The organism is Microcoleus sp. A003_D6 (assembly GCF_036702825.1).
Lineage (GTDB): Bacteria > Cyanobacteriota > Cyanobacteriia > Cyanobacteriales > Microcoleaceae > Microcoleus.
In genome coordinates this window covers 1-13,002 of sequence record NZ_JAUBWA010000156.1, presented here as the reverse complement: position 1 = coordinate 13,002, position 13,002 = coordinate 1, and the positions used below count along the sequence as shown (strand labels likewise).

The 13,002-nt window shown below is 47.6% G+C and carries 10 protein-coding genes; 3 read left to right on the top strand and 7 right to left on the bottom strand.

What is annotated here, in order from left to right; all coding sequences use genetic code 11:
* Window positions 1-249: 249 nt before the first annotated feature.
* From QUB70_RS28540 to QUB70_RS28520, 5 genes are all read right to left on the bottom strand, one after another.
* The gene (locus QUB70_RS28540) at window positions 250-2,124 is read right to left on the bottom strand and encodes an adenylate/guanylate cyclase domain-containing protein (protein ID WP_332984965.1); all 1,875 of its coding nucleotides are present in this window, start codon (window positions 2,122-2,124) and stop codon (window positions 250-252) included.
* 144 nt (window positions 2,125-2,268) lie between these two features.
* Window positions 2,269-5,592: a PAS domain-containing sensor histidine kinase gene (locus tag QUB70_RS28535; protein ID WP_332984963.1), complete on the bottom strand. Its 3,324-nt coding sequence runs from the start codon at window positions 5,590-5,592 to the stop codon at window positions 2,269-2,271.
* A 481-nt stretch (window positions 5,593-6,073) separates the two neighbouring features.
* Window positions 6,074-9,289, bottom strand: coding sequence for an AAA family ATPase (locus QUB70_RS28530; RefSeq protein WP_332984961.1), 3,216 nt, complete (start codon window positions 9,287-9,289; stop codon window positions 6,074-6,076).
* 64 nt (window positions 9,290-9,353) lie between these two features.
* Window positions 9,354-9,695 (bottom strand): type II toxin-antitoxin system PemK/MazF family toxin, encoded by a 342-nt coding sequence (locus tag QUB70_RS28525; protein ID WP_332984960.1) that lies wholly within the window; start codon window positions 9,693-9,695, stop codon window positions 9,354-9,356.
* A complete protein-coding gene (locus tag QUB70_RS28520; RefSeq protein WP_332984959.1) occupies window positions 9,688-9,963 on the bottom strand; it encodes a hypothetical protein in 276 nt (91 codons plus the stop codon). Before QUB70_RS28520 ends, QUB70_RS28525 begins: the two co-directional genes overlap by 8 nt.
* Before the next feature lie 85 nt (window positions 9,964-10,048).
* Between QUB70_RS28520 and QUB70_RS28515 the strand changes: the two genes are divergently transcribed.
* The gene (locus QUB70_RS28515; RefSeq protein WP_332984957.1) at window positions 10,049-10,240 is read left to right on the top strand and encodes a hypothetical protein; all 192 of its coding nucleotides are present in this window, start codon (window positions 10,049-10,051) and stop codon (window positions 10,238-10,240) included.
* Between the two features lie 62 nt (window positions 10,241-10,302).
* On the opposite strand, the gene QUB70_RS28510 is transcribed toward QUB70_RS28515, so the two are convergent.
* Together QUB70_RS28510 and QUB70_RS28505 are read right to left on the bottom strand one after the other, a co-directional pair.
* Window positions 10,303-11,412 (bottom strand): hypothetical protein, encoded by a 1,110-nt coding sequence (locus tag QUB70_RS28510; protein ID WP_332984955.1) that lies wholly within the window; start codon window positions 11,410-11,412, stop codon window positions 10,303-10,305.
* A 225-nt stretch (window positions 11,413-11,637) separates the two neighbouring features.
* Window positions 11,638-11,883, bottom strand: coding sequence for a hypothetical protein (locus QUB70_RS28505; protein ID WP_332984953.1), 246 nt, complete (start codon window positions 11,881-11,883; stop codon window positions 11,638-11,640).
* A gap of 368 nt (window positions 11,884-12,251) precedes the next feature.
* On the opposite strand from QUB70_RS28505, the gene QUB70_RS28500 reads away from it, so the two are divergent.
* Together QUB70_RS28500 and QUB70_RS28495 are read left to right on the top strand one after the other, a co-directional pair.
* Entirely contained in the window at window positions 12,252-12,791 is a 540-nt protein-coding gene (locus tag QUB70_RS28500) for a cyclic nucleotide-binding domain-containing protein (RefSeq protein WP_332984952.1), read from the top strand.
* Window positions 12,761-12,955, top strand: coding sequence for a hypothetical protein (locus QUB70_RS28495; RefSeq protein ID WP_332984950.1), 195 nt, complete (start codon window positions 12,761-12,763; stop codon window positions 12,953-12,955). Before QUB70_RS28500 ends, QUB70_RS28495 begins: the two co-directional genes overlap by 31 nt.
* The last annotated feature ends 47 nt before the right edge of the window (window positions 12,956-13,002 follow it).

Genomic DNA, 13,002 nt, shown 5'->3' with positions numbered 1-13,002 from the left:
GCCCGTCCAAAAAGGGCGGGCGGGACGCCCAACCCCTACTCCCCACTTTCAAGAGTGTAAGTTATTTAATTCTCATTAGACCTCTTACAAAAATCCTTTTAATCAAATTCTGGAACGGGCTCTCCGGCCCATTCCACAAGAAAAAAAATTTGTGGGATGGGCCGGAGAGCCCGTCCTAGTTATTTTTGCAAGAGGTCTATTCCTTAGCCGATCGGGGAGTCGGAGGTTTGTATCCGTTTTTGCGCGGTGTTAATAATCTTTTTTCCCAGTCAGCAAATAAGTAACCATGTATCCCTTGCCCTTAACTTGAATGGCGCCGCGCTTCTGAAAAGTATATTTATCTTTTAATATCTCGTAGGTTTCGGCGGTGACTTGAATGCAGCCGGTAATCCCGTGGGATTCCATTCGCGAAGCAATATTTACTGTGTTGCCCCAGAGGTCGTAAATAAACTTTTTTAAGCCGATGACGCCGGCAACGACAGGGCCACTGCTAATCCCGATCCGAATGCTGAAAGGTTCCGAATGTTCTAAACTGAGGAGCCGAATTTCGTGCAGCATATCGATCGCCATATTCGCAACTGCCGCGGCGTGATCTTCTCGGGGCGTAGGCAAACCGCCGACAACCATGTAAGCGTCACCAATAGTCTTAATTTTCTCCAAACCGTGGCGATCGGCCAAGTGGTCAAAAGCCGAAAAAATATCGTTGAGCACTTCCACCACCGCAGTCGCTGAAATTCTCGACGAAAGTTCTGTAAACCCCACAATGTCGGCAAACATCACAGTCACTTCCGCAAAACTTTCGGCAATATTATGTTCATTGTCCTTCAAACGCAGGGCGATCGCTGCCGGCAAAACGTTCAGCAGCAGTTGCTCGGATTTAGCTTGTTCGAGTTCCAACTGTAGGTAAGCAGCCTGCAACTGTTCGGCTTGGCGAATTCTTTCTCCGGCTAGCTTTTCGATTTGGGCGGTGCGGCTCAAAGCTGTCAGCATATATGTCACCGGAATCAGAGTCCACAGCATCCCCATCGTCAGAGTTCCCCAAGAGCGCCAGTGCTTGCGAATCCTGCGAATTTCCGGCGTTGCCGACACGTACATAGACCACTGGCTGCCACTAATTTTCAGCCGCCTTCTGCAAGCTGTATAGTTAGGGCCTGGATTGTCAAGAATCGGGCAGTTTTGCATCAGGGCTCGGTCAGCAGTGGCTGATGCTGGAATCACTTGTTGGCTCGCGGATTGGAACTGCACCGCAAATTGCTGAATTTGGGTCTCAGCAGGGAGATTTTTGAGAACGGGGTTGCCCGTTTGCGGTAACAGCGGCGGTGCTTCTTGCTTGTCTGGAGCCTCGCTAACGAGATAAATATTGAGGTAGTCGGTATTGCGTCCTTTTAAAGAGGTTTGGAAAATATCTTTGCCTCGAAATACGCCCAGAACAAATCCTTGCAGCAGTTGGCGGCGGGATTCCAGCGTAGTCGGTTTACTGCTGTTTTCGTAAATCGGAACTATGGCCAAAAGACCTAGTTCGGGGGAATTGCTCTGAGTTAGGCCGACGTAGTTGGTGACAATCATCTCTCCAGTATCGCGCCCTCGATCGAGCGCGGCGCGGATTTCTGGGTGGGAGGCGGTGTCAAAGCCTAATACTGTCTCGTTTCCGGCTGGTGGTTCGACGTAGAAAGCCGGGAAGTATTCGGAACGCTGGAGGGCCTTGCGCAGTTCTCCTCGGGGGCCGCGCTCTGTAATCTCGAAGCTGGAGTCGGTTTCGCTTCTGGCTTTGGCTTCGTAGTTGCGCCGCTGGGAATTGGGGACGCGGGGGGCCCAAGCCAGAAGTTGCAGGCTGGGGTGGACGGATAGGGGCCGGGCGACAAACCTGGCAAAAGAGGAACGCTCGACGGCGCTGAAGGCTTTCATGTAGTCGCTGAGGGCGAGAACTGCGTCTAAGTCGGAGTTTAGCTGGCGTTCGATGCCGATCGAAATATCGTCGATGCGGCGGTGCATTTCGTAGTCGCGGCGGTTGTCTTCCCAGCCCCAAACCAAGGCAAATGCCAGGACCGACAGTCCGACACCCAAAGCCAGGGTCAACCCGGCTGGCTTGTAGCGAGACCAGGATAAAGGTAGTTTTTTCAGCATAATTGCCTAGCGAATAAGGGCAGCAGATTAGCACACCGCTGAGTGCGATTTATTTCGGCTTCTGAGTGCGGTTAATTCAAAACCCTGATAACTCAAGCACCGAAAGCAATTGGGAATTAAAAGTTAGATATTTAAACTTTTAGATTAATTTTCGTTCGCGGAGCAGGGAATTTCAATCCAGAATTCCGCTCCCTGTCCGGGCGCACAGATGCACCGCAGGCTTCCCTTATGTTTTTCTACCACAATCTGATGGCTGATGGACAATCCCAAACCGGTTCCAGAGCCGACCGGTTTGGTGGTAAAGAAGGGGTCAAATAGCCGTTTGCGAACGTCTTCGCTCATTCCCGGGCCGGTGTCGGCGATGCAAATGACGATGCGATCGCACTCACTGAGCTGGCTTATGCTGTGGCTTTTCAATTCGGCTTTTTTCATGAAGGTGCGAATCACGATCGTCCGAGGTTGCGGTTGGTTTTCTAGAGCGTCGATCGCATTGTTAATAATGTTTAGAAATACCTGGTTTAACTGCCCCGCACAACAGTAAATTTTCGATATTTTCCCGTAGTCTTTAATAATTTCAATCCGGCTTTTTTTATTTTCCTGGTGCAATCGGTGCTGCACAACTAACAGCGTGCTGTCAATTCCTTCGTGAAGGTCTACCAACTTCATTTCCGATTCGTCTAGCCGCGAAAAGTTCCGCAGCGACAACACAATTTTACTGATTCTTTCTACTCCAATTTTCATGGAGTTGAGCATTTTGGGCAAGTCTTCCTTGAGGAAATCTAAATCTAATTCCTTCACTTTTTCAGCAATCTGAGGCACTGGGGATGGGTAGCTGTGCTGGTAGAGATTCAAGAGTTCAATTAAATCGTGAAAATAGGTGTATGTATGAGAAATATTGCCGTTAATAAAAGTTGCGGGATTGTTGATTTCGTGGGCGATGCCAGCCACCATCTGACCGAGGCTAGACATTTTTTCGGATTGAACTAATTGGATTTGAGCGTCTTGTAGCTGTTCGTAGGCTTCTTGCAATTGGGCTGCTTGTTTTTTCAATTGAGATTGGGAAGCTTGGAGTGCTGCTTCGGAAATTTTGCGGTTGGTAATATTTTCAATCATCCCTAATTTGTAAATAGGTTTTCCTTCGCCGTCTCGAATCAAAGTAGCTGTCACGTTTACCCAAACAATTTTACCTGTAGCGGTAATCTGGCGGAGTTCGATTTGATAGTGAGTAATTTCTCCCCGTTCAAGAGAATCAGCCACTTGGATATTTTTTGGAGAATCGTCGGGATGCCCAAGTTCTATAAATGTTTTGGCGAGTAATTCTGCTATGGTATAGCCCAGCATTTCGCAGTAATTTTTATTGACTCGCATTAACTTGTTATCGTCTAAATTGGCTAAGTAGATAGCAATGGGTGCATCTTCAAATATTTTGCGAAATAGTTCCTCGCTGGCCCGGACTTTAGCTTCTAGGGAAAGTCGGTCGGTGATGTCTTCAAAAGTACACAAAATGCCGGCAACATTGCCGTTATTGTCGTGTAAAGGTATTTTATTTGTATCCAGCCAGCGCTGGGTGCCGTCGGCTTGCAGTTGGGGTTCTATAATGTGATATTCTGCGGTGTTGCTATCCATAATGCGGCTGTCGCAGGCTCGAAAAAATTCTGTTTCTTCTGGCTTCCAGGGCATATCGTAGTCCGTGAGACCGACGATTTCACTGGGGTGATTGAAACCTGCGATGTTGGCCAAATTTTTGTTGCCTCCCAAGTAAACTGAATCTCGATCTTTCCAGGCGATTAACTGAGGGATGTTATTGATTACCAACCACAGCATTTTTTGGGATGTTTCCAAGGCTTCCATGCGTTCTAGGACGCGCTTTTCCAGCTCTTGATTGACTTGTAGCAGGGCGATTTTTGACTCGCCCAGGGCGATTTCTGCTAGCTTGCGATCGCTGATGTCGATTGTCACCCCCTCCCACAGTATATCGCCGCTGGGTTGCAGTTCGGGGCGGGCGATGCCGCGAATCCATTTCAGTTTTCCCGATCGCGTTACGATCCGCCCTTCATATATCCAAGGTTTTAAAGTTTCGCCGGAAATTGCCACTGATTCTAACAGGGGTTTTAAGTCTTCTGGATGCACCGCTGACCACATTAAATCGGAGTTTTTTTGAACTTTTTCTGGCTCTAACTCGTAAAGTTCCCAACAGCCGGAACTGACATAAATGAATTGATTGGAACCGTCGGGACGCAGCAAGTATTGATAAATCATTCCCGGCACGTTGGCGGCCATTTTTTGGAATCTGGCTTCGCTTTGCCGCAGTGCTGATTCTGCAAGTTTGCGATCGCTAATGTCAATCAACAAGCCGTCCCAAATAATCTCATCTTTATCGCCCCGTTCGGGTCGCGAACCCCCGCTAATCCACTTCATCCGATCTCCCGGGAAAACTAATCTGCCTTCCCACCGCCAAGGTTCTAAAGTTTTAGCTGAGATAGCAATAGATTCGTGGAAGCTGGGCGCATCCTCTGGATGAATCATTTCGATCGCGGGAATAGCTGAATTTTGGAGTACCTCTGGTTCTAATTCCCAGAGTTCGCGGCAGCCGGAACTGACGTAGGGGAATGACACAGTGCCGTCTGCTGTTAACTGAAATTGATAAATCATTCCGGGAACGTTGGCGGCTAGTTTTTGAAACCTCGCTTCGCTTTGCCGTAATGCTGTTTCTGCTTCTACGCGATCGGTAATATCGTAAAATGACGATAAAATTGCTGCTTCGCCGTTAAAATTAATCGATCGCATCGACATTTTTACCCAAAAAAAACTGCCGTTTGCTTTCCTGAGACCGATTTGTTCGCTGTCGCTAAAGCCGTTTTGTTTGACTAATTCTAGCAATTGACGGCGGTCGTTAATATTGGCATAAAATTCAATTTTTTTGCCGCCGATAAGTTGTTCGTAACTCAAACCAAAAGTTTTGCATAAGGCAGGATTTGCGTACAAAATAACGCTGTCTTCCAGGCGCGTAATTAACATGGGAACGGGAGTCGCAGTGGCGATCGCCCGCAATCTTTCTTCGCTTTCTTGCAGGGCTGTTTCGGCTGCTACTCTTTTGCTAATATCGTTCTGAACTCCGATAAAATGTGTTAATTTTCCCTCGCCATCGAGGATGGGGGAAACGGTTAATTCGTTCCAAAAAGGAGTTTGGTCTTTGCGGTAATTTTTGAGAACTACCTTAATTTCCGTTCCCGATCGCAAGCTGCTGCGGAGTTTGTCTAATTCGGCGCCATCGGTATCCGGGCCCTGCAAAAACCGGCAGTTGCGTCCAATAACTTCTTCGCCGCTGTAACCGGTCAGTTTCTCAAAAGCAGGATTGCAGTAGATAATAGGTATGTCATGCCTGCGAGCATCTGCAATTAAGATGCTGTTGCTCGACGCTGCGATCGCCCGCTCTAGCAGAGACAGGTTGAAAGAGTCTGTTATCATCGGTGGCAATATCCAAATTCCCAGGGAGGGGACAGAACAATAAAAAAATATAAATAGCTTGAGCCATTCTTATTGTATAATTTTACTTTTAATTTAGCCTTATAAAAAAAATCAGCGGCAAAAAAAAGCCTGCGGGGGAGACGAGTAATACCATTTTAGATTTTAGATTTTAGATTGGCAATGACTGATGCCATCATGGTTTGGAGTACGCGTCTACAATTGCCTTTTTGTTTGAAAGTAAGTAGTATAGCAATCCTAAATGATTCGTAAACTTTTTACCCCACCCCAACCCTCCCCTTATCAAGGGGAGTTCGTCGAGAAATTCACAAATGATCTAGGATTGCTATATAACCGAAGGCATTCGGCACTTATCCAGAAAACAGAAGGTGAAAATACCCAAGCCGAAAAAAAAACATGAGGTGAAAAACTGATATTTTCAACTTTTTTTCTTTTCCTCGTTCCATCCGGCTCATCAAGCCTTCTAAACGGACAAGCTGATGCAAGAACCCCGAGCAGTTTTGCTTACTTCAATCCTGGCTTGAAAAGCTTCTTTCAGGTGGGGCATATGGGTAACGGTGAGAATGCAGGCGAAGTCGGAGGCGATCGCATTAATTGCAGCAATCAGCCGATCGCACCCAACCGCATCCTGAGTCCCGAATCCCTCATCAATAATCAACATTTGCAAAGCCGTGCCCGCCCGCTGAGACAGCAGTCTCGCCAGCGCCAGCCGAATCGCAAAATTAATCCGAAAAGCTTCGCCGCCCGAGTAAGTTTCATAGGGGCGAGTGCCGCGAGCATCAGCAATTAAAATGTCTAAAGTGTCAATCAATTTAGTTGCTTTTTTAGAAGCAGCAGCCCGCTGAGTGATAAATTGAACGTGCAACTGATTCGCGCTCAATCTCGACAATATCTGATTGGTTTCAGCTTCGAGTTGAGGCAAAACATTTTCAATCATTAAAGCTTGAATGCCGTTTTTGCCAAATGCTTGACCCAACTCTTGATAAACTCGATACTCGCGTTTTGCAACTTGCATTTGCTCTTTTTGAGCTACTAGCTGAACTTGCAGAGCTTCCAGATTTTGCTGCTGCTGCTGGAGGCGTCCGAGACTTCCCAGATGTTGGTCTAGCTGCTGGCGGCGGCGACTGATTTGCTGTTCGATCGCACTTATGCGGGCTGTGGGATCGGGATGTTCTTGCAACTGCTGGTTCATCGCTGAAGTTTGAGCGCTGACAGCTTGCAAATCTCGATCGCGCACGGCGATGGAATTTGCTATTTCATTAACCCGCTGCTGCACTTGCGGGTACTGCACAGTTGCCGATCGCAGTTTTTCGGCGCGGGCGATCCAAAACTGCGATCGGCGCATTTCGCTGCGGACGTGTTCGTGCTGTTCCAAATTATAGCCAACTTCCGCAATGTATCTATCTAAAGACAGAATTTGCTGCTGTATTTCCGAGCTATTTTTTTGCTGTTCTAACTGTTGCTGTACGGTGGCTAATTGAGTTTGCAGATCCGGGCGGCGGGCATTAATTTTATTCAGTTTCTGCTGAGCGTCTTTAATTTGAGCTTGCTTAATTTCCGCCCACCGCAAGCGCTTTTCATCGCTGCGGGCGAGGGAGTGGCTGCTATCGCTGTAATTGAGCTGTTGCAGTTGCTGTTCGATTTGCTGTAGTTCGCCCAAATCATCGGCTGCATACTCGCCGCTGCGCAGCAACCGCTCTATTTCCTCCGCGTCTTGACGCATACTTTGCAGTCGGTTTTCATCTTGGCCCAGGCCATCTAATTGTGCTTGCAAATGGCTGCGGCGTTCCCGCAATTCTTGGTAGGGCGCTAATTCCTGTTCTAGTTCGCGGTATTCATGTCTGAGGACTTGAATTTCGCGCTCGGAGACGGCCAATTGTTCGCGCACAACCCACAATTGATTCCAAATTTCCTGCTGTTGGGAGTGGTGTTTTGCGATTACCAAATTCCAGTAATGTTCGTCTAAAGGTCGATCGCACAAAGGACAATTGCCAAAATTTGTATCTCGCACCATTAAAGGCGAATTCGCTGGCTCGTTTTCCGCAAAATTCGAGGCTTTACCTTCACCTGCGCTGGTTTCTCCTTCATGTTTCCGCAGCAGTTGCAGTTTTTGGTCGATTTCGGCGAGTCTGGTTTGATAGTCGCGGCTTTTGGCTTGCAGGTTTCCTAGAAAGTCGTGCCTTTCTTGGCCTTTTTCGCGGACTCGGTGCTGATAAACTCGCTTGTTTTCCAACTGCAAAATTTGATTGGCGATGGTCGAGATTTCCTGCTGCAATTGCGGCTGTCGCTGCTGCTGTTGAACTTGCACCTGTCGGTTGATTTCGTCTAAGCGGGCGGTTAAACCGGCGCGGGCGCGATCGAGCTTTTGTTGCTTTTGCTGCTGCTGTTGTAGCAGCGGGGAAACTTGCAGTTGCAGTTGCTCTAGTTCGTTGAGGCGCGATCGAACTGCTTGCAACTGTGCGAGTCCTTTGTCAACCTCCGGCTGCTGTTTGAGAATATCCAGAACATCTTTTTCATCCTGTTCCAAAACATCTAATTGAGCTTGCAACTGCTGAATTTTGCTTTGCAAAAAGCTCAGTTCGTCGCGCTGCTGTTCTTGCAATTGCTGACGCTGATTTTGGGCTTGTTGGTTAGCTTTGAATTTGCCAGCTAAACTCTCTTCTGTGGCTTGCAAGCTGTGGAAATACGCGATACCCGCTGTTATTTCATTTTCTTGTTCTAGGAGGGCTTGCAGCTCGTTTTGCTGCTGTTTGACGGCGCTGAGTTCTTGCTGCAAGCGGCGGCATTCTTGAGAGATATTGTAGTGCTGTTGCTGGTGGCCGGCGAGGAGTTTTTGCCAAGTTTGGCGGTTGTGGTGCTGGAGTTGCAGTTGCTGCAACTCGGTTGTGTCGGCTTGCTGCTGTGAAGAGAGCAAATCGGTTGCTTGCTGCAATTGAGTTTGTTCTGAAGCGATCGCCTCTTTTTGTTGCAGTTGGTCTTGTACGGTTTGCAAACTGTGTTTGAGCAGTTCGACTCGAGCTTTAAATTCTCTGGACTTTTCCTTGGCTTGTTCGGATAAAGTGTCGTATCGATCGAGCTTGAGCAGGTTGGCTAAAACTTGTTTGCGCTCGATCGGCTTTTTGAGCATAAATTCATCAGCTCGCCCCTGCCGCAAATACGCCGAGTTGATGAAAGTATCGTAATCTAATTTGATGTGTTCGAGGATTTTTTGCTGAGTTGTTCTCAGGCCCTTGTCTGTGAGCGTGCGGAAATTCACCCCCCCCGACCCCCCCTTACCAAGGGGGGGAGAAGAAGTTAATTTTTCTGGATATTCTTGATTGAGGGAAGAATTCACTTCTTCTGGCCCCCCCTTACCAAGGGGGGGGAAGGGGGGGTTTGTTGCTACTTGAAATTCCAAACTTCCCGATTGTCCGCGCCGGCGGTTGCGAATCACCCGGTAGATTTGGCCGCCGGTGGAGAAAGTGAAATCAACGCGCACATCTGTTTCGCCGATATGGATGATATCGTCTTCCGTATCGCTGCGACAACAGCCCCAAAGTGACCAGGCGATCGCTTCTAAGAGAGAAGATTTGCCAGCACCGTTAGGCCCGCAAATGCAAGCGGTGTGCAGGCCGCGAAAGTCTAAAGCAGCTTCGCGATAGCTGAGAAAATTTTTAAGTGTAAGTTGTATAGGAATCATTTAGGCCATCGCGCCGTACAATCTATCTATAATTAACACTATTTGTGCGCTGTTGCCTAGTTATTCAATCCAGATCCAAAACAATTGTCAGTGCTTCTGCAATTTCTTCCATAATTGTCTCGGACAGGGTTCCGAGTTGTCGGACAAATCTTTGTTGCGAGACGGAACGGACTTGAAAAGCATCGGCGACGGAGACTTTAGCCAAGCCATTTTCGCCACTGGGTTCTAGTCGAACCATCCAATTTCTCTCGGTGTATCGCTCTTTCCAGTCAGTGATGGGAACAATAACTTCAAGCAGCAAAATTCCCACCGTTTCATCGCTAACAATTACTACCGGACGGGTTTTTCCGATTTCGGCGCCCACAGTAGGTTCAAGCGCAACCAGCCAGATTTCGCCTCTACGCATTAGTTTTTATCCCTGCGTTAAGGTATTCTTCCTCGGATTCAAAATAGGGTTCGCTGTCTGGCGACCACAAATCATGTAAAGCACCTCCCGGCATATAATCTTTGACTGCTGCTTCTGCTGCGGCTCTGAGTCGCCGCTTTCTCTCAACTTTGCGCTGGGCTTTTTCTTCTATTTCTTCGCGCATCATCCGCGAAGCTGTTTCGATGATTTCTAGGCGTTCTTCTGCTGTCAGATTTTGGAGTGCTGCTAAGATTTCTGTTTTAGTCACGGTTTTTTTCGGGTGGTTGGTGAGAAAGTGCGATCGATCTTATATCTTGCACCATTTTCAATAATCCTTTTTTTTTGCGGGCAGGATGCCCATCCCACAAGAAAATCTACTCTTTGTGGAACGGGCATCTTGCCCGTTCTTGACAAGAATGACGCAACATCTCAGATCGATCGCACCATCATTATATCTTTCACCAAAATCAATCTCGGCGCTCTCTGCTTATGGTGCACCCTACATCGATCGAATTGGCAGATTTTCCATCATCAAAAAGGGTTGACTGTATTCCTACAGCCAACCCCGCGCCTATTTATTTCTCCTGCATTTGCTCAAACAGCAACACTACCTGGCAATATTCGGGAACGTATAGCCGACACCGAGTAACAATCCCACTTCAGCTCCGTCTACAAAACCAATATTCAGTCCCGCTGTGGCTGTAAAATTTCTCGACAGCGGCACATCTACACCCCCCGAAATCAGGAAGCCTAAAGTAGCATCATCCCCGGTAGAAATTATCACGCCAGCACCTGCATAAGGAGCAGCAGTAATCACAAAATCATCGCTGACTTCGACAGTCTCTTGAGATACAAAATCGTAGGTAACGGGAACTAGAAAAGCTAAGTTGTCGCGGAACAAAACAGTCGGTCTCACCGAGAAATTGTTCGTCAAACCGATTTTGCTAATAATCGCAAATGAACCGTCGCCTAAAGCTGAATCTCCGCCAAAACCTAGATTGCCGCCAATCCCGACGTAGCTGGGCCCAGAACGGGTAGCTCGCCCTGGTCGGATTTGAGTTCCTTGAGCCACTTTTTTAGTTGGTTCTGAGGCAGTTGCCGGTTTTTGGGCAACTTTCGGTTGGTTTGTCAAAGCTGAGGCGGAAGTGCTGACAGGATTGCTCAACAATTCTTGTGCTGTTTTGACTTCTTTTTCTTCCTTCGTTGCTGTTACTTCAATATTATTGCTCTCGGCAACAATTGAGGTAGGTCGATCGATCTTTTTGGCACTCTCGACCGTTGACTTCACTTTGACGCCATTATCAGCAATTTTAGCTGTTTCTTGCGAGTTTTGTGTCTCAGCAGCAATGGATGTATTTTGTGCAGTTTCTGTCCCAGCAATTTCAGATGTTGCTGCTGCCGATTTTTCTGGTGTTGCAACAGATGCTTGCAAGTTGGCTGCCGGTGCGGAGGCTGCTGGCTCTGCCGCTTCTGTTAGTTCGCTCCAACTGATAGAATCAATTTTTGTATTGCTAGCCGTTGTTTCTGCGTCGGGTTTAACTGCTGAAGTTGCCGCCGGCTCAGAAATTCGGTCAATATTCTGAGCTGCCAAATTTGCAGTTGTAGCGCCATCGGGCAAGTTGCCCATTTCAGCTTTGGCTGACAGGGTACTGCAAGAAACAGCTAAAGCTGCAAGGTTTATTAACGCGAAAGCAGACTTAGAAAATAGACTATTCATAGAAACTCCTCAATGAATGGTGCGTTAAAAGTGTAAGTGTTTGAGGGCGACAGTCGAGAGCTTTGCTCAAAAATGACACAAATTTGAGTTGTGTTGTTCCTAGATTGGCACTCAACCGTTGAAGAGTCAACTCTCTAGCTGATTAGATTCAAGAACTGACGGTGGGTTTACAGGCTAATTTTAATTTACCGTTCGATCGGCTAAAAATCTATCTTAGGGAGGATTTCACCCTTTATCCTGTTTAATTGAGGTGTCGATCGGGCGTCTCGCTTGCATTGTACAATTCTGTACTTGGGGGCGCTGCACTCGCAGCCACGCCCGAAAAATCCGGTTTTTGAGGTCGCACCGGCTCGAAACCAACAGACAGCAAGCTTTCAAAACAGTTTTGGCAGCCCCGCAGTCCCAAGCAAGCGCAGTTAAAACAACGCGATCTGTTGCTGCACAGTCCCTGACAAGTAATGTAGAATACATAGCACCGATCCGAGAAAGATTTGTGGCTCGATCGTGTCAAAATTACTGAATATTACGATAATTGTGTAAAAGTTAGTATTTTATTAGTAAAGTTTAGTTTTCGCTTTCGCTCAGGGTCTGACCATCGAACAACAGCACTTCATTCAGTTGACAGTTGACAGTTGACAGTTGACAGTTGACAGTTGATAGTTGACAGTTGACAGTTGACAGTTGATAGTTGATAGCGACCTCTACCTGGAAGTCCGAGGATTGGAGTAATGAATAGTCTTCTTTTAATTTCTCCCTGCAAGGCTTGGGGCTTTAAACCAATTCTTTCTGGTAACTAAACAAGTAAAAAAATACAGAGTATCTCATCTCAACCTGACTTTATGAGCAAAGTTCTAGTTATATTAGGCGAATTGAGCGATCGCGACATCGATTGGATGCTCGCCAACGGCACCCGCACCCAAGTCCCCCCCGGCACCACCCTCATCACCGAAGGAAAGCCGTTAGACGCCCTGTACATAGTTCTGCATGGAACTTTGAGCGTTGCTGTATCATCTTTGGGCGAGAAAGAAATTGGCAAAATTATTTCCGGGGAAGTGTTGGGCGAAATGTCTTTTGTAGACGGGAGGCTTCCTTCTGCTAGCGTCACGGCAATTGAAGAGTGCCTCATTCTGTCAATTCCGAGGCGGCTGCTAACTGAAAAACTCGAGCAAGACGTACTTTTTTCCCTGCGGTTTTATCGGGCTATTACCAAATTTCTGTCGTCGAGACTGCGGGGTACAGTCCAACGCTTCGGCGAAGATACTGATTATTTAATATATGAAGACTCCGACGACGAGCGCGCGATCGGGCAAAATGTCGAAAATCCAGATTTGGCTGAATCGAGATTTCAATGGCTGTTGCAGCGTTTGAAGGGGAGTTGAGGGAAGAGGGGGAGAGGGGGAGAGGGGGAGAATGGGAGAGGGGGAGAATGGGAGAGGGGGAGAGGGGGAGAATGGGAGAGGGGGAGAGGGGGAGAATGGGAGAGGGGGAGAATGGGAGAGGGGGAGAGGGGGAGGGGAGCATAACAGTTATGCAATCAGTATAAATACTGATGATAATTTAAGCTGCTGCTTTGAGATTGACACCAATCAT